The organism is Pseudorhodoferax sp. Leaf274 (assembly GCF_001422445.1).
Lineage (GTDB): Bacteria > Pseudomonadota > Gammaproteobacteria > Burkholderiales > Burkholderiaceae_C > Pseudorhodoferax.
This window is the reverse complement of sequence record NZ_LMNA01000026.1, coordinates 25,193-41,083: the sequence shown is the minus strand read 5'-3', so window position 1 is coordinate 41,083 and position 15,891 is coordinate 25,193. Positions and strand designations below refer to the sequence as shown.

At 71.0% G+C, this 15,891-nt stretch carries 14 protein-coding genes and 1 other RNA gene; 9 read left to right on the top strand and 6 right to left on the bottom strand.

All coding sequences use genetic code 11. The features are described 5' to 3' along the window. The first annotated feature begins 54 nt into the window (after nucleotides 1-54). Nucleotides 55-444: RNase P RNA component class A (gene rnpB / locus ASF44_RS22345), an RNA gene on the top strand. A gap of 35 nt (nucleotides 445-479) precedes the next feature. Here rnpB and ASF44_RS20875 read toward each other — a convergent pair. The 4 genes from ASF44_RS20875 to ASF44_RS20860 are packed head-to-tail and all read right to left on the bottom strand — an operon-like array spanning nucleotide 480 to nucleotide 3,503. After that, nucleotides 480-1,199 carry an RNA pseudouridine synthase gene (locus tag ASF44_RS20875; protein WP_056901185.1) on the bottom strand — a complete coding sequence of 240 codons (720 nt, stop codon included), beginning with the start codon at nucleotides 1,197-1,199 and terminating at the stop codon, nucleotides 480-482. After that, nucleotides 1,189-1,824, bottom strand: a complete 636-nt coding sequence (locus ASF44_RS20870) for a flavin reductase family protein (protein ID WP_056901184.1) — start codon at nucleotides 1,822-1,824, stop codon at nucleotides 1,189-1,191. Before ASF44_RS20870 ends, ASF44_RS20875 begins: the two co-directional genes overlap by 11 nt. Nucleotides 1,825-1,831: 7 nt before the next feature. Further along, nucleotides 1,832-2,563: a GntR family transcriptional regulator gene (locus ASF44_RS20865; RefSeq protein ID WP_056901183.1), complete on the bottom strand. Its 732-nt coding sequence runs from the start codon at nucleotides 2,561-2,563 to the stop codon at nucleotides 1,832-1,834. Further along, nucleotides 2,550-3,503, bottom strand: a complete 954-nt coding sequence (locus ASF44_RS20860) for a polysaccharide deacetylase family protein (RefSeq protein ID WP_235579293.1) — start codon at nucleotides 3,501-3,503, stop codon at nucleotides 2,550-2,552. Before ASF44_RS20860 ends, ASF44_RS20865 begins: the two co-directional genes overlap by 14 nt. Before the next feature lie 178 nt (nucleotides 3,504-3,681). Between ASF44_RS20860 and ASF44_RS20855 the strand changes: the two genes are divergently transcribed. The 3 genes from ASF44_RS20855 to ASF44_RS20845 all read left to right on the top strand — a co-directional run bounded on the left by ASF44_RS20855 (nucleotide 3,682) and on the right by ASF44_RS20845 (nucleotide 8,400). Then, complete coding sequence (locus tag ASF44_RS20855; RefSeq protein ID WP_056901182.1) at nucleotides 3,682-4,863, top strand: ABC transporter substrate-binding protein; 1,182 nt, start codon at nucleotides 3,682-3,684, stop codon at nucleotides 4,861-4,863. Between the two features lie 190 nt (nucleotides 4,864-5,053). After that, entirely contained in the window at nucleotides 5,054-5,932 is an 879-nt protein-coding gene (locus ASF44_RS20850) for a branched-chain amino acid ABC transporter permease (protein ID WP_056901181.1), read from the top strand. Beyond that, nucleotides 5,929-8,400, top strand: a complete 2,472-nt coding sequence (locus ASF44_RS20845; RefSeq protein ID WP_056901180.1) for a branched-chain amino acid ABC transporter ATP-binding protein/permease — start codon at nucleotides 5,929-5,931, stop codon at nucleotides 8,398-8,400. The genes ASF44_RS20850 and ASF44_RS20845 overlap by 4 nt, the downstream gene beginning before the upstream one ends. Before the next feature lie 3 nt (nucleotides 8,401-8,403). On the opposite strand, the gene ASF44_RS20840 is transcribed toward ASF44_RS20845, so the two are convergent. After that, nucleotides 8,404-10,047 (bottom strand): MBL fold metallo-hydrolase, encoded by a 1,644-nt coding sequence (locus tag ASF44_RS20840; RefSeq protein WP_056901179.1) that lies wholly within the window; start codon nucleotides 10,045-10,047, stop codon nucleotides 8,404-8,406. Between the two features lie 91 nt (nucleotides 10,048-10,138). On the opposite strand from ASF44_RS20840, the gene dapF reads away from it, so the two are divergent. From dapF to ASF44_RS20825, 3 genes are all read left to right on the top strand, one after another. Beyond that, nucleotides 10,139-11,008 (top strand): diaminopimelate epimerase, encoded by an 870-nt coding sequence (gene dapF / locus ASF44_RS20835; protein ID WP_056901178.1) that lies wholly within the window; start codon nucleotides 10,139-10,141, stop codon nucleotides 11,006-11,008. Next, a complete protein-coding gene (locus ASF44_RS20830) occupies nucleotides 11,005-11,697 on the top strand; it encodes a DUF484 family protein (RefSeq protein WP_056901177.1) in 693 nt (230 codons plus the stop codon). The genes dapF and ASF44_RS20830 overlap by 4 nt, the downstream gene beginning before the upstream one ends. 97 nt (nucleotides 11,698-11,794) lie before the next feature. After that, nucleotides 11,795-12,721: a tyrosine recombinase XerC gene (locus tag ASF44_RS20825; protein WP_056901176.1), complete on the top strand. Its 927-nt coding sequence runs from the start codon at nucleotides 11,795-11,797 to the stop codon at nucleotides 12,719-12,721. A 15-nt stretch (nucleotides 12,722-12,736) separates the two neighbouring features. Here ASF44_RS20825 and ASF44_RS20820 read toward each other — a convergent pair whose 3' ends face one another. Then, nucleotides 12,737-13,270, bottom strand: a complete 534-nt coding sequence (locus tag ASF44_RS20820) for a hypothetical protein (protein WP_056901175.1) — start codon at nucleotides 13,268-13,270, stop codon at nucleotides 12,737-12,739. Nucleotides 13,271-13,320: 50 nt separating this feature from the next. On the opposite strand from ASF44_RS20820, the gene ASF44_RS20815 reads away from it, so the two are divergent. Next, the gene (locus ASF44_RS20815) at nucleotides 13,321-14,517 is read left to right on the top strand and encodes a class I SAM-dependent rRNA methyltransferase (RefSeq protein ID WP_056901174.1); all 1,197 of its coding nucleotides are present in this window, start codon (nucleotides 13,321-13,323) and stop codon (nucleotides 14,515-14,517) included. Between the two features lie 57 nt (nucleotides 14,518-14,574). Further along, entirely contained in the window at nucleotides 14,575-15,630 is a 1,056-nt protein-coding gene (locus tag ASF44_RS20810) for a GTP-binding protein (protein WP_056901173.1), read from the top strand. Nucleotides 15,631-15,891: the final 261 nt, after the last annotated feature.

Below are 15,891 nucleotides of genomic sequence, written 5' to 3'. Positions count from 1 at the left end.
CCCTTGGGTTGGGCAAAAAAGGGCATTCTGGCGCACTGCGATAATGCCCGCCGTGAAGCCCGCCAGGCCGCCGCTGGTGCAATCTGAAAAGACGACGCTTGCGTCGGGCCGAAAGGCCGCACTGGAGGAACGTCCGGACTGCACAGGGCAGCGTAGGAGCTAACGGCTCTCCACCGCGAGGTGAGGATCAGAGCAACAGAGACGAGTCCCGGGGGAGTGCCGCAAGGTAGACCACCGGGGGTGAAACGGGCAATCTCTACGCGCAGCAATACCAAATAGGCCAGCCACGCAAGCAGGGCAACCTCTTGCGACCTTGTGGCTCCGCAAGGAGAGCTGGCGGGTAGGTAGCACCGAGCCGTCTGGCGACAGACGGCCCAGAGGAATGGCGGTCACACCGGGGGCGACCCCGGTGCACAGAATCCGGCGTATCGGCGGGCTTCACACTTTTCGAACATGGCCGCGCCCCCGAGGGCGACGGTTCAGAAGCGCTCTTCGGGCAGCAGATAGCGCCATTCGCCCGGCGCCATGCCGGCCAGCGGCACCCGGCCCAGGCGGATGCGGCGCACACCCATGACCTGCAGCCCGGCGCGCGCGCACATGGCGCTGACCTGGCCCGGTTGGGGGCCCTTGATGGCGAAGCGCAGCACCGTGCGACCTTCGCGCTGCGAGCCGACGCTCACGCGCGCGGGGCGCATGCCCTGCAGCGCCTCGGGCGTGACCTCGCCCTGCACCTCGACCTGCAGCTCGTGCTCCAGGATGCCGGCGTCCTCGACCAGCTTGCGCTCGATGCCGTGCACCTGCGTGAACACCACCAGGCCGCTGTCCCGTGTGCCGAGCGGGGCCACGCAGTGCTGGTCCAGCAGATGCCGGGGCAGCGGCCGCAGGCCCGAGCGGTCGGTGTCGCTGCGGCGTGCGCCGGCCAGCGGCGCGGCGGGGTCGATGTCCATGCCGGCTGGCTTGTGCAGCACCACGGTGACCGGGGGCACCGGCTGCGGCGTGGCGTTCTTCTCGATCTCCACGCGCTGCGCCGGCAGCACCCGCAGCTGGGGCGACAGCGCGACCGTGCCGTCGACGCGCACCACGCCGTTGTCGATCAGCAGTTCGGCGTCGCGGCGCGACCAGCCGCCCTGGGCGGCCACGCGCTTGGCCAGGCGCACGCCCTGGGTGTCGTCGTCGGGAAGATCGGATTCAGATTTCATCGATGGGTGTGGTCGTGGCCGGCGCGCTGGCACTGCCCTCCAGCGAGAAGCGCTCGCGCGTGTTCACGTAGAAGCTGGCACCGAAGCGCGCGACCGGGAAGTAATCCTGCAATCGTACGCGCCAGGTGTCGGTGTCGATCAAGCCCTCGCGCGCATGCAGCCAGCGCACCTGGCCGATGAAGATCTGCCGGCTGGTGGTTTCCAGCAGCTCGTGCAGCGTGCACTCGAAGGCCACGGGCGCCTCGACGATGCGCGGCGGCTGCACCACCTTGCAGGGCGCGGTCGTCAGCCCCACGGCCGCCAGCTCGCTCACCTCGGCCGCGAAGTTCTCGCCGCAGCGGTGCATCTGCCGGGCCATCGCCTCGTCGCTGATGTGCACCACGAACTCCTTGCTGGCGACGATGTTCTGCGCCGTGTGCTTGAGCGCACCGTCCTGCAGCCGGTTGATGCTGACCATCACGATGGGCGGCTCCTCGCCCAGCATGTTGAACATGCTGAACGGCGCGGCGTTGACCACGCCGTCGGCGTTCACGGTGGTGATCAGCGCGATCGGCCGCGGCACGATCAGGCTGGCCATGAGCTTGTAGCGCTGGTATTCGGTGATGGCGGAAAAATCGATGTCCATGGTGTTCCTAGCCCAGGCCCAGCATCTGGCCCAGTGATTTCTCGGACTGCGGGCGGTCCAGGTGCAGCCGCTGTTCCAGGTCGAGCAGGTGCTCGTTCATGAGCTTGATCGCCTTGGCGACCTCGCCCTTCTCGATGTGGTCGACGATGCGCGCGTGCTCGTCGTGCTCGCAGGCGGCGTTGCCGGGCGGCTCGTACAGCGCCACGATCAGCGAGCAGCGCGAGATCAGCTCGTGCAGGTAGCGCTGCAGCACCTCGTTGCCGGCGACCTCGGCCAGCCGCATATGGAAGGCGCTGGCCAGCCGCGCCCACGCCGGCTGGTTCTGCTGGTGCAGCGTGGCGTGCTCCTCGCGCAGCTGGCGGCGCAGGCCGGCCAGCTCGGCCTTGGTGATGCGGGCTGCGGCCAGCGGCAGGATGGCGGCCTCCAGCAGCCGGCGCGCCTCGAAGATCTGGCGCGTCTCCTGCACCGTGGGTTCGGCCACCACGGCGCCGCGGTTGGGCCGCAGGTCGACGATGCGGTCGTGCGCGAGGCGTTGCAGCACCTTGCGCACCACGGCGCGGTGCACGCCGAACAGGTCCGACAGGCCCTGCTCGGGCAGCTTGGTCCCTGGCGTGAGCCGCTGGCTCATGACGCTCTCGAACACCGCGTGGTAGATGCGGCCCTCGGCCTCGTTGAGGCCGGTGACGGGCGCTGGCGCGGCCGGCGCGGCGGCCGCCGTGCCGCGGCTACGCGTGGCCATGCGGGTCGAGCTCCTGCATGTGGGCGGCGATGGCGCCGGGCGTGGTCCACCAGATGCCGCCGGCGTCACGTGCCCGCGCGATGTGCTCCAGCGCGCGGCGCAGATGGCGCAGCCGGTAGGGCTGGCCGACGATGTAGGGGTGCAGCGCGATGCCCATCACCAGCGGCTGCGCGCGCGACTGCGCCAGCATCTCGTCGAAGTTGTCGATGACCATCTGCGCGAAGTCCTTCGCGTCCATCTGCCGCGCCATGATCATCGGAATGTCGTTGAGCTCCTGCGGGTAGGGCACGGACCACAACGGGCCGTCCTGCGTGGCCATGCGCACGGGCTGGTCGTCGTGGCACCAGTTCAGCGTGTAGCCGTAGCCGGTGGCGGCCAGCAGGTGCGGCGTGGCCGGGCTCTCGGAGATCCAGGGCGACAGCCAGCCCTGCGGCGCCACGCCGCTCTCGCGCGCGATGCGGGCGCGGCAGTCGGCCAGCAGCCGGCGTTCGGCAGCCGGGTCCATGGCGGCCTGCTGCTCGGCATTGGTGTGGCCATGGGCGATGAGTTCGTCGCCGCGCGCGGCGCAGGCCGCCACGAGCTCGGGGCAGTGGTCGTACAGCGCGGTGTTGAGGATGGCGCCGGTGGACAGGCCCAGCCGGTCGAACAGCTCCAGGCAGCGCCAGGCACCCACACGGTTGCCATATTCGCGCCAGGCGTAGTTGAGCACGTCGGGGTGCGGCGCCACGGGCCCCAGGCACGCGCCCAGGCCGTCGCCGAACGCGAAGTGCTCCAGGTTGAAGCCGATGTAGACCGCCAGGCGCTGGCCGCCGGGCCAGTGGAAGTCGGCGCGCCGGGTGATGGCCGTGTAGCCGAACAGCCCATGGTGGGGCAGGGCGCGCTCGGCCAGCGGGCCTGCACTGTCGAGGTGCGAAAAGGATCGGGTTTGGTGCAAGGGCATGGTGCGTGGCGCGCTCTGTTGCGCCTGGCAAGGCCGAGCAATTATGGTGCCTATCTGTGCCTTGGATTGTCGACAATCCAGTTTTGTCTTTGGTGTCAATGTGCCGATGGCTTTGCTGCCAGACGTGGCATGGAGCTTGCAAAAGGCGTCCGTCCTTGTTCATCTGACGGAGAAACCCATGCCCCTGCTTCGCCGCTCCCTGCTCTCGCTGGCCGCGACTTCCCTGACGGCGCTGGCCGCGCTGTCCAGTTCCCAGGCCTTCGCCCAGGAGACCATCAAGATCGGCCTGGTGACCGCGCTGTCGGGCCAGTCGGCGCGCGCCGGCGAGGCCATCACGCGCGGCATGGCCGTGGCCATCGACGAGATCAACGCCAAGGGCGGCCTGCTAGGCGGCCGCAAGCTCGAACTGGTGCGCCGTGACGACGAAGGCAACCCGGCCAAGGGCGTGGTGGCCGCGCGCGAGCTGATCTACAAGGAGAAGGTGGCCGTGTTGTTCGGCGGGCTCGACACGCCGGTGTCCATGGCCATCGTGCCGATCGCCAACCAGGAGAAGGTGCCCTTCATGGGCCCCTGGGCGGCCGGCACGCCGATCACCAAGAACGGCGCCAACCCCAACTTCGCGTTCCGCGTGTCGGCGGTGGACGAGATCGTCAACAAGGCCATGCTGCAGTACGCGCAGAAGACCTTCCAGTCGGCCAAGCCCGCCATGATCCTGGTCGACAACCCCTGGGGCGAGTCGAACGAGAAGGGCCTGGTGGCCGCGCTGGCGGCCAAGAACATGAAGGCCGCGGGCATCGAGAAGTTCGACGGCAACGCGGTGGACGTGGTGCCGCAGCTGGCCAAGCTCAAGGCCGCCGGCGCCGACACGCTGTTCCTGGTCGGCAACGTGGGCCCCTCGGCCCAGGTGGTCAAGTCGCTGGACCGCATGGGCTGGAAGGTGCCGGTGGTCTCGCACTGGGGCCCCGCGGGCGGCCGCTTCACCGAGCTGGCCGGCCCGAACGCCAAGAGCGTGCACTTCGTGCAGACGTACAGCTTCTTCGGCAAGCAGACGCCGGTGGGCGAGAAGGTGCTGGCGGCGCTGAAGGCCAAGTACCCGGACATCAAGGGCCCGGACGACGTGACGCCCGCCGTCGGCGTGGCCAATGCCTATGACGCGGTGCAGCTCAGCGCGCTGGCCATCGCCCAGGCCGGCAGCACGCAGGGCGATGCCGTGCGCCAGGGCTTCTACAAGATCGGGCGCTACGAGGGCTTGATCAAGACCTACGACAAGCCGTTCACGGCCGAGGTGCACGACGCGGTGAGCGAGAACGACTACGTCTGGGCGCAGTTCATCGACAACAAGATCCTGCCTGTGCAATGACCCACCCCCGTTTGGACTTCTCACTGCGTGTAGAAGTCCCATACCCCCTCAAGGGAGCGCCGCGAGCGGCCTGGCAGAGCCAGTTCCGCCGCGTCTGCTGGCATGGCCTGCTCCGCGGCCTTCGGGCTCGCTGCTGGCGCAGGTCGCCGGATCCGGTGCTGGCGGCGCAGGGTGTTGTGGGGCGCGCGCCATGCTGCTGATCTCCGCCCTGGTCAGCGGCCTGGGGCTGGGCGCCATGTACGGGCTGATCGCGCTGGGCTTTCACATCACCTACGCGGTGTCGGGCACGGTCAACTTCGCGCAGGGCAGTTCGATGATGCTGGGCGCGGTGCTGACCTGGGTGTTCTCGCAGTCCATGGGCTGGCCCATGCCGCTGGCGCTGGCCGTGGCGCTGGCGGCCTGCGCGGTCTACGGCATGCTGGTGGAGTTCGTGGCCGTGCGGCCGTTCGTGCGGCGCGGCTCCAATGCCTGGCTGATGTCCACCGTGGCGCTGGGCATCGTGCTGGACAACCTGGTCATGCACGGCTTCGGCAAGGAGCCGCGCAGCCTGCCTTCGCCCTGGGCGCAGGCGCCGATCACGCTGGGCGATGCGGCGCTGGGCGTGTACCCGCTGCAGCTGCTGATCCCGGTGGTGGGCCTGGCGCTGGCGGCCGGCCTGCATTGCGTGGCGCGCCGCACGCGCTGGGGCGTGGCCGTGCTGGCCGTGCAGCAGAACCGCGATGCGGCGCGGCTCATGGGCATCCCCGTCAAGCACGTGGTGCTGCTGGCCTTCGCGCTGTCGACCCTGCTGGCCGGGGTGGCCGGCGCGTTGGTGGCGCCGCTGTTCAACGTGCATGCCGACATGGGCACGCTGTTCGGGCTCAAGGCCTTCGCGGTGGCCATCCTGGGCGGCATCGGCAGCGCCTGGGGGGTGATGCTGGCCGGGCTGGTGTTCGGCGCCGGCGAGGCGCTGGTCACGGCGACGCTGGGCTCGGGCTACACCCAGATCATGATGTTCTCGCTGGTGATCGTGGCGCTGGCGCTGCGGCCCGATGGTCTGTTCGGCCGCGCCGAGGTGAAGAAGGTATGAAGTCTGTCGTCTCACCCACGGGCTGGGCCGCGTGGGTGCTGTTGCTGGCGGGCGCGCTGGCGCTGGCCGCCACGCTCAACGGGTACTACGTCTACGTGCTGGCCAACGTGGCGCTGCTGGCCATCGTGGGCATCGGCATGAACGTGCTGTTGGGCCTGGCGGGCCAGGTGTCGTTCGGCCATGTGGGGTTCTATGCGCTGGGCGCTTACGCGGTGGCGGTGCTCACGACCAAGGCCGGGCTGTCGTTCTGGCTGGCCTGGCCCATCGGTGTGCTGCTGGCCGGCGCGGTCGGCCTGCTGCTGGCGGTGCCGGCGCTGCGCGTGAAGGGGCCGTACCTGGCCATGGTCACGATTGCCTTCGGTTTCATCGTCGAGCATGGTGCCGTGGAATGGCGCGGGCTCACGGGTGGGCAGAACGGCATCATGGGCATTGCCGCGCCTGCCCTGTTCGGCCTGGCGGGCGAGCGTGCCGTGGCTGCGCTGGCGGTGCTGGCCTGCGCCGTGCTGGTGCTGCTCTACGCCTGGCTGGACCGCAGCGCCTGGGGCGCGGCGCTGCGCGCGGTGCGCGACAGCGAGGTGGCCAGCGAATCCATCGCCATCGCGCCGGTGCGCGTGAAGGCCGTGGCGTTCGCGCTGTCGGCCGCGCTGGCGGGGCTGGCGGGCGGGTTGTTCGCGCCGCTGTCGGGCTTCGTCACGCCACAGACCTTCGGCATGCTGCAGTCCATCCTGTTCGTGCTGGTGGTCATGGTGGGCGGCGCCGGCGCGGTGGCCGGGCCGCTGATCGGCGCGCTGGTCGTGGGCCTGCTGCCGGAACTGCTGGCCGGCATGGAGGACTGGCGGCTGCTCTTCTTCGGCGCGCTGTTGCTGGTGGTGCTGTGGGCTGCGCCGCTGGGCGTGGCCGGGCTGTTCGCGGGTTGGCGGCGCAAGCCGGCCACGGCGGCAGCGCCCGTCGCGGCGCAGCCGCTGCCGCGCGGGCCTGCGCGCGGTGTGCTGCGCGTGCAGGGCCTGGGCCGGCAGTTCGGCGGGGTGCGGGCCGTGCACGACCTGGGCTTCGAAACCGTCGGCGGCGGCGTGACCAGCCTGATCGGCCCCAACGGCGCCGGCAAGACGACGGTGCTGAACATGCTGAGCGGCTTCTACAAGCCCAGCGCCGGCAGCTTCAGCCTGCACGGCAAGGACCTGCAGGGCCGCCCGGCGCACCAACTCGCGCGGGCCGGCATCGCGCGCAGCTACCAGACCTCGCAGCTGTTCGGCAGCCTCAGCGTGGAGGACAACGTGGCGCTGGGCCTGTGCCGTGGCCGCCTGGGCTCGCCGCTGGCGGCGCGGCGCTTCCATGCGCCGGCGTTGCGCCTGCGCGCCCGCGCGCTGCTGGCGCAGTGCGGCTACGCCGGCGCACCGGGCGCGCCCGCCGCCGACCTCGCGCACGTGGACAAGCGCCTCGTGGAGATCGCCCGCGCGCTCGCCACCGACCCGCAGGTGCTGCTACTCGACGAGCCGGCCGCCGGCCTCTCGCGCGAGGACAAGACGCGCCTGGCCGCGCTGCTGCGCGCGATCGCCGACAGCGGCATCGGCGTGGTGATCGTGGAGCACGACATGGCGCTCGTGATGGACCTGTCGGACCGCATCGTCGTGCTCGACGCCGGCCAGCGCCTGGCCGACGGCACGCCGGCCATGGTGCGGGCCGACCCGGCCGTGCGGCGCGCCTACCTGGGCGAGGCGGGCCTGCAGGGCGCCGTGGCGGCGCGGCCTGCGCCGCCCGCGAGCGAAGAGGTGCTGGGCATCGGCGCGCTGCAGGCGGGCTACGGTGCCGAGCCCGTGCTGCACGGCGTGGCACTGTCCGTGCGCGCGGGCCAGATGGCGGCGCTGCTGGGCGCCAATGGGGCCGGCAAGTCCACGCTGATGCGCTCGCTGGCCGGGCTGCACCGGCCGGTGGCGGGCGGCATCCACCTGAACGGCCGCGAACTGGCCGGGCTCGGCGCCGAACAGATCGCTGCGCTGGGCCTGGTGCTGGTGCCGGAGGGGCGCCAGGTGTTCCCCGAACTCAGCGTACTGGACAACCTGCGCCTGGGCGCCTTCCTGAAGCCCGCAGCGTGCGAAGCGCGTGTGGAAGACATGCTGCAGCGCTTCCCGCGCCTGCGCGAGCGCCTGCACCAGCGCGCGGGCCTGCTGTCGGGCGGGGAGCAGCAGATGCTGGCCATCGCGCGCGGCCTCATGGCCCAGCCCCAGGTGCTGCTGCTGGACGAGCCCTCGCTCGGCTTGGCGCCCAAGGTCATCGAGGACCTGTTCGCCGTGCTCTCGCGCCTGCGTGACGAGCGCATGACCCTGCTGCTGGTGGACCAGATGGCGGGGCTGGCGCTGTCACTGGCCGACCACGCCTATGTGCTGGAGTCGGGGCGCATCGTGGCCCAGGGGAGTGCGGCCGAGTTGCTGGCCGACGGGGCACTGATGCGGGCGTATCTGGGGGAGTGAGCGTCAAAGTGCCTGGGTGGCGCGGATATGTTCCACATGCGCAAGCATGGACCGCTCGGCCACCGGCCACATCGCCGAAGGCACGTCGTCGTAGGCCATCGCCACCCAGTCGCGCATGCTGCCGGCTGGAACGGCGCGCATGGCCTTGAGCACCTTGGCCTCGCGCGCCAGCCGGTGCGCCTTCAGCTTGGCAATGGCGCCCGGCGCGTCGCCCAGCACGTAGCCGTGGGCGGGCAGGATGAAGTCGATGCCGTGGGCTGAGCAGGCGGCGGCCAGCCTGTCGAGCGATGCCAGGTAGTGCCCCATGTCGCCATCCGGCGGGTCCACCACGGTGGTGCTGCCGTTCAGCACGTGGTCACCGCTGAACAGCAGGGCGTCTTCCTCCAGCACCAAACAGACATGGTTGGCGGCGTGGCCGGGCGTGAAGACGGCCTGGAGCGTGTGGGTGACGCCGTCGCCCTGCAGCACCAGCCGCTCGCCATCGACCATCTCGCGGTCGGGCGTGAACCGGCTGGCCGGGCGTGCGGTGGGCCGCGAGGCCAGGCCCAGCACGGGCGGGCGCGGCCGGCCTGCGCGTTCCACGCGGTCGGCCAGCGGCTGCGCGCCGGGCGAATGGTCGGCGTGCGAATGCGTGCAGACGATGGTGCGGATGTCGCCGCCCGCCGCCGCGCACAGCCTGTCCAGGTGGGCTTCGTCCAGCGGGCCCGGGTCGATGGCGATGTAGCCGCTGGCGGCGTCGCCGACCAGGTAGCTGTTGGTGCCGGGGCCGGTCATCACGCCCGGGTTGCCACAGGTCAGGCGCTGCACGTTGCGCAGCAGGGCGGTGGGGCGGTCGTGCTGCCAGTCGAGCGCGTGGAGCAGTTGGCCATCGGGGCACACCATGGCCAGTTCGCCGAAGGCCGTCTCGTGCTCCATGTAGCGGGCTTCGGCGCCGTTCAGCCAGCCTGCGCGCGGGCACGAGGTCCACAGCGGCTTCTCGCCGGCACAGGCGGCGAGCACGGCGTCGACCGTGGCGTAGGCCTGCAGCCGCTGCAGCGTGCGGATGGTCGGGAAGATGATCTCGAACTGGCCGGCCGCGTGCCGTGCCAGCGCGTCGGCCGGGCGCACCCAGCAGGGCTCGAACTGCTCTGCCTCGTCCGCCACCGGCTCCTGGCCTTCGGGCATGCGCGCGACGAGGAAAGGCACGTCGAAGCGCTTGGGCAGGTCGCGGTCGGTGGTCCAGTGCGCCAGCACGAAGACCTGGTCGGCCGCGAGCAGCAGGCCCTGGGCGGCGCACTGCGGCAGCAGCGGCGCGTGGCGGTCGAGACGGGCGGCGTCCTCGGCGCCGGCCCATTGGCCGTCGGCACGGCGCGCCAGCAGCACGCCCAGTTCCTCGAAGCTCTCGCGCACGGCGGCGATCGCCTGCGTGAGCCGCGCGTCGTCCTGCCCGGGCCGCCGGCTGGCCTGGGCGTGGGCCGCGTGGTCGGCCGCGTCGACGGCGCCGCCCGGGAACACGAAGGCGCCCGGCGCGAAGCTGGCCGTCAGCGCGCGCCGCGTCATCAGCACCTCGATGCCGTCCGGCGTGTCGCGCAGCAGCAGCACGGTGGCGGCGGGGCGCGGCACGACCGGGTCGCGCTGCGGGTGGAGCAGTTGGCTGGAGCGTGGCATGGCGCGGATTCTGCCGGCTGCCTCGGATTGGTGCTCGCGGGACTGTCCCGCAGGCTACAAGGCCACCGCACGCCCGCGATAATCCGCGCCCATGCGAATCCGATTCACCAAGATGCACGGGGCCGGCAACGACTTCGTGGTGCTGGACGAGACGCGCGGCCGGCTCGGCCTGCGCGAGGACCAGTACCGTTTTCTCGCCGACCGGCATTTCGGCGTGGGCGCCGACCAGATCCTGACCGTGCGGCCGTCGACCGGCCCCGGCGTCGATTTCGAGTACGTGATCCACAACGCCGATGGCGGCGAGGTGGAGCAGTGCGGCAACGGCGCGCGCTGCTTCTTCCAGTACGTGCGCGAGCACGGCCTGACCGACCGCGACGCACTGCGCGTGCAGACCGCCGCCGGCGTGATCGCCCCGTCCATGGGGCTCGACGGCCGCGTCACCGTGGACATGGGCCCGCCCGTGTTCGAGGCGGCCCGCGTGCCCTTCGATGCGGCCGGCCTGTCGCCGCAGGGCGCGAGCCCGGTCGGCCCCTGGAAGCTGGCACTGGGCACCGAGGCCGACAGCCCCACGGTGGAACTGGCCGTGCTGTCCATGGGCAACCCGCACGCGGTGCAGCGCGTGGACGACGTGGACAGCGCGCCCGTGGCCGTGCAGGGCCCGCTGGTCGAGCACCACCCGCGCTTTGCCAACCGCGTGAACGCCGGCTTCCTGCAGGTGCTGGACCGGCGCAAGGTCAAGCTGCGCGTGTACGAGCGCGGTGCCGGCGAGACGCTGGCCTGCGGCACCGGCGCCTGTGCGGCCGTGGTGGCGGGCATCCAGCAGGGCTGGCTCGACAGCCCGGTGGACGTGCACACGCGCGGCGGCGTGCTGACCATCGCATGGGACGGCGTGGGCACCGCGGTGCGCATGACCGGCCCGGCCCAGACCGTCTTCGAAGGCGAGATCGACATTCCGCAATGAACCACACCATGAACGCCAACAACCCGATCACCGAAGACGACATCGCCAACTTCCTGATCCACACGCCGGCCTTCTTCGAGCGCCATGCCGAGGTGCTGACGGCCGTGCAGATGACCAGCCCGCACGGCAACCGCGCCGTGAGCCTGCAGGAACGCCAGGCCGAGATGCTGCGCGAGAAGATCAAGGGCCTGGAGCACCGCATCATGGACATGGTGCGCCACGGCAACGAGAACGTGCTGATCGCCGACAAGCTGCAGCGCTGGGCGCGCAGCCTGCTGCGCACCCGGGCGCCGGCCGAGTTGCCTCAGCGCATCGTGGCCGAGGTGCAGAGCCAGTTCGGCGTGCCGCAGGCCGCGCTCAAGGTCTGGGGCGTCTCTGGCGACTACGCCGGCCACGGCTTCGCCCAGGGTGTCAGCGACGACGCCATGAGCTTCGCCTCGTCGCTGACGGCGCCGTTCTGCGGCGTCAACCCCGGTTTCGACGCCGTGCAATGGCTGCCCGAGCCGGCCCAGGCCATGTCGGTGGTGCTGATGCCGCTGCGCGTGGGCGAGCTCAACAGCACCGAGCCGGCGTTCGGCATGCTGGTGCTGGCCTCGCCCGATCCGCAGCGCTTCGAGTCCGGCATGGGCACGGACTTCCTGGAGCGCATCGCCGAACTCGCGAGCGCCGCGCTGTCGCGGCTGCAGTAGCGCGCGATGCAACCAGCCCCACGCTTCCCCGCTGCACGAGGTGCGCTGCCCACCGAGGGCGCGCGCCGGAGGCTTCGGGCGGCCGGGCGCCCCTGACATGGACGATGCCGCGCTGGTCGAGCGCTACCTCGCCTACCAGCGCGTGGAGCGCCGCCTGGCCGCGCGCACGCTGGCGCTGTACCAGGCCGACCTGGCCAAGCTGCGCGCCCACGCCGATGCGGCCAGGCTGGGCCTGCTGGCCGTGCACAACGCCCACATCCGCCGCTGGGTGGCCCAGATGCACAGTGGCGGCCGCAGCGGGCGCGGCATCGCGCTGATCCTGTCGGGCTGGCGCGGCTTTTACGCCTGGCTGGGCCGCGAGAGCCTGGTCGCCGCCAACCCGGTGCAGGATGTGCGCGCACCCAGGTCCGGCAAGCCGCTGCCCAAGGCCCTGGGCGTGGACGAGGCGGTGCAGCTGGCCGAGTTCAGCAGCGAGGCCGACGACCCCTGGCTGGAAGCGCGCGACGCGGCCATGGTCGAGCTGCTCTACGGCGCGGGCCTGCGCGTGGCCGAACTGACCGGGCTGGACGTGCGGGCCGGCCCGCAGGCGCGCGGCTGGATCGACCTGGACGCCGGCGAGGCCCACGTGCTGGGCAAGGGCAGCAAGCGGCGCAGCGTGCCGATCGGCGCCTCGGCGGCGAGTGCGCTGCGGGCCTGGCTCGCGCTGCGCGGCGATGGCGCCGCGCTGAACCCGGCCCTGTTCGTCGGCCGCCATGGCACGCGGCTGACCGCGCAGTCGATGTGGCAGCGCCTGCGCCGGCGCAGCCAGCTCGCCGGCCTGGCCACGCCCGTGCATCCGCACATGCTGCGGCACTCGTTCGCCAGCCATGTGCTGCAGTCCAGCGGCGACCTGCGCGCCGTGCAGGAGCTGCTGGGCCACGCCAACATCAGCACCACCCAGGTCTACACGCGGCTGGATTTCCAGCACCTGGCCAGGGCCTACGATGCGGCCCACCCGCGGGCGCGGCGCAAGCCGGGCGGCTGACGCGGCCCCACCCTCTCAGGCGCCGGGGGGCGGCTGCAGCACCCGGCCATCGCCCACGAAGGCGTCGCCCACCATCATGCGAAAGGGCGTGCCCGGCGGCAGCAGCGGCAGCGCCTTGTGCGGCGCCAGGAATTCGACGGCCGCCGCGCGCTTCTCGCCCCGGCGGAAGGTCTCGCCTTGCGGCATCAGCCAGCGCATCTGAAAGCCCTGGTTGCCCACCACCAGGACGCAGCGGTGCTCGCCGGCTTTCACCGGGCCGTCTTCGGCAGGGATCGAGGCCGGGCGCAGCGTGAATTCGACCAGCGCCTGGGGCTGGAAGGCCTGGTCGGCGGCGAAGCCCTCGGGCGCAGGCGGCGGCTTGCGCAGCAGCTTGCCGTAGCCCCAGCCGATGATGCTGCCGATCACGGGCAGCCACAGCAGCATCATGACGGTGCTGACATCGTGCACGGTGGAGCCGGGCGCGGCCCGGTGCCGGACCAGGGCGGCGATGGCGGCCGTGCACAGCAGCAGGATCACGATCAGCCGGCGCCGGGATTGGATGGTGGTCATGCCCGCAGTATCGGTCCGCAGGGGCAGGCCAACGGCGACAATCCGCCCCAATGAAAACCATCCGCCTGCGCGAGGGCAAGGACAAGTCCTTGCTGCGCAAACATCCCTGGGTCTTCGAGTCCGCGATCGCGCGTGGCGGTGCCGATGCCGGCGAAACCGTGCGCGTGGAGGCAGCGGACGGCCGCTTCCTGGCGTGGGCCGCGTTCAGCCCGGCCTCGCGCATCCGCGCCCGGGCCTGGAGCTTCGACGAGGGCCAGCGCATCGACGCGGCCTTCCTGCGCGAACGGCTGGCCCAGGCCATCGCCGCGCGCCAGCGCTTCGACATCCGCAGCGACGGCGTGCGCCTGGTGCACGGCGAATCCGATGGCCTGCCGGGCCTCGTGGTCGACCGCTATGGCGACACGCTGGTGGCGCAGTTCGGGGCGGCCGGTGCCGAGCGCTGGAAGCAGCCGCTGGCCGATGCGCTGTGCGACCTGACCGGCCTGTCGCGCCTGTACGAACGCTCGGACGCCAGCGTGCGCGGCCTCGAAGGCCTGCCCGAGGCCACCGGATGGCTGCGTGGCGAGGGCGCCACCGAACGGACGATCGCCGAGCACGACTGGCGCCTGACGCTGGACATCGCCACCGGCCACAAGACCGGCTTCTATCTGGACCAGCGCGACAGCCGCAAGCTGTTCGCCGACACCGTGGCGCGTCTGGGCAGCCAGCGCGTACTGAATTGCTATTGCTACACCGGCGGCTTCACCGTGGCGGCGCTGGCCGGCATGCGCGCGGCGGGCGTGGCCGGGCATGTGACCTCCATCGATTCGTCCGGCCCGGCGCTGGCGCGCGTGCAAGCGCATGTGGCGCTGAACGGCTTCGCGGCCGACCAGTCCGACTGCCTGGATGCGGATGTCAACGCCTCGTTGCGCCGTTTCGGGGCCGAGGGTCGGCGCTTCGACGCCATCGTGCTGGACCCGCCCAAGTTCGCGCCCACCGCCGCCCACGCCGAGCGCGCCGCGCGGGCCTACAAGGACATCAACCGGCTCGCGCTGGCCCTGCTGGAGCCGGGCGGCGTGCTGTTCACGTACTCCTGCTCGGGCGGCATCCCGGCCGACCTGTTCCACAAGATCGTGGCCGGCGCCGGCATCGACGCGGGCGTGGACGGCTACATCACCCAGCGCATGGGCGGCGCGCCCGACCACCCCATGACCATCCATTTCCCCGAAGGCGAGTACCTCAAGGGCCTGGTGGTGATGCGGCGCTGAACAAGGGCATCGCAAGCTCTTTAAACTTCCCGCCTTTCGTCGTTAGCGAGATTCCCCATGGCCCTCATTCCCGCCACCATCCTGACCGGTTTCCTCGGCTCCGGAAAGACCACGCTGCTCAAGCGCGTGCTGACCGAGGCCCACGGCCAGAAGATCGCCGTCGTCGAGAACGAGTTCGGCGAAGAGAACATCGACAACGAGATCCTGGTCTCCGAGCCGGGCGAGCAGATCATCCAGCTCAACAACGGCTGCGTGTGCTGCTCGATCCGCGAGGACCTGCGTTCCACGCTGGCCATGCTGGCCGAGAAGAAGCGCAAGGGCGAGCTCGACTTCGAGCGCGTCGTCATCGAGACCACCGGCCTGGCCGATCCCGGCCCTGTGGCGCAGACCTTCTTCATGGACGACGAGATCGCCGAGAGCTACCTGCTGGACTCGATCCTGACGCTGGTCGACGCCAAGCACGCCGCCACCCAGCTCAACGAGCGCCAGGAGGCGCGCCGCCAGGTGGGCTTTGCCGACCAGATCTTCATCAGCAAGACCGACCTCGTGGCCAAGGACGAAGTCGATGCGCTGGTCCACCGGCTCAAGCACATGAACCCGCGCGCGCCGCACAAGGCCGTGCATTTCGGCGAGGTGGCGCTCAGCGAGGTGTTCGACCTGCGCGGCTTCAACCTCAACGCCAAGCTGGACATCGACCCCGACTTCCTCAAGGAAGACGACCACGGGCACGACCACCATGACCACGAACACGGCGAGCACTGCGACCATCCCTCGCACGCACATGAGCACGGCCATGGCCACCACCACCACACGGACGACGACGTCAAGAGCTTCGTCTTCCGCGCCGACCGGGCCTTCGACCCCGCCAAGCTGGAGGATTTCCTGGGCGCCGTGGTGAACATCTACGGCGCCCGCATGCTGCGCTACAAGGGCGTGCTGCACATGCAGGGCAGCGAGCGCAAGGTCATCTTCCAGGGCGTGCACCAGCTCATGGGCAGCGACCTGGGCCCGGCCTGGGCCGAGGGCGAGGCGCGCACCAGCAAGATGGTGTTCATCGGCATCGACCTGCCCAAGGACATCTTCCTGCAGGGCCTGGAGCAGTGCCTCGTTTGACCCGGTCGCGACAAAGTTTCGCGCCAGTGCGGAAAAGCGGTCTATTGCGGGTATAAACCGTGCCGACGTTGTGGGCGGTAGCTGGACCTGCCTGGTGCCGGAATCGCTGGCACCGGGTTCCGCCAACCTGCATGGAGGCGCCGAGTGAAAGAACCATCCGCAAAGACCAAGGCTGCGGCCAAGCCGCAGGAGGCGCCTGCACCGGCCGCAACCACCGCTGCCAAGAAGGCCGTGAAGGCGCCCGCACCCGCCGTGGTGCCA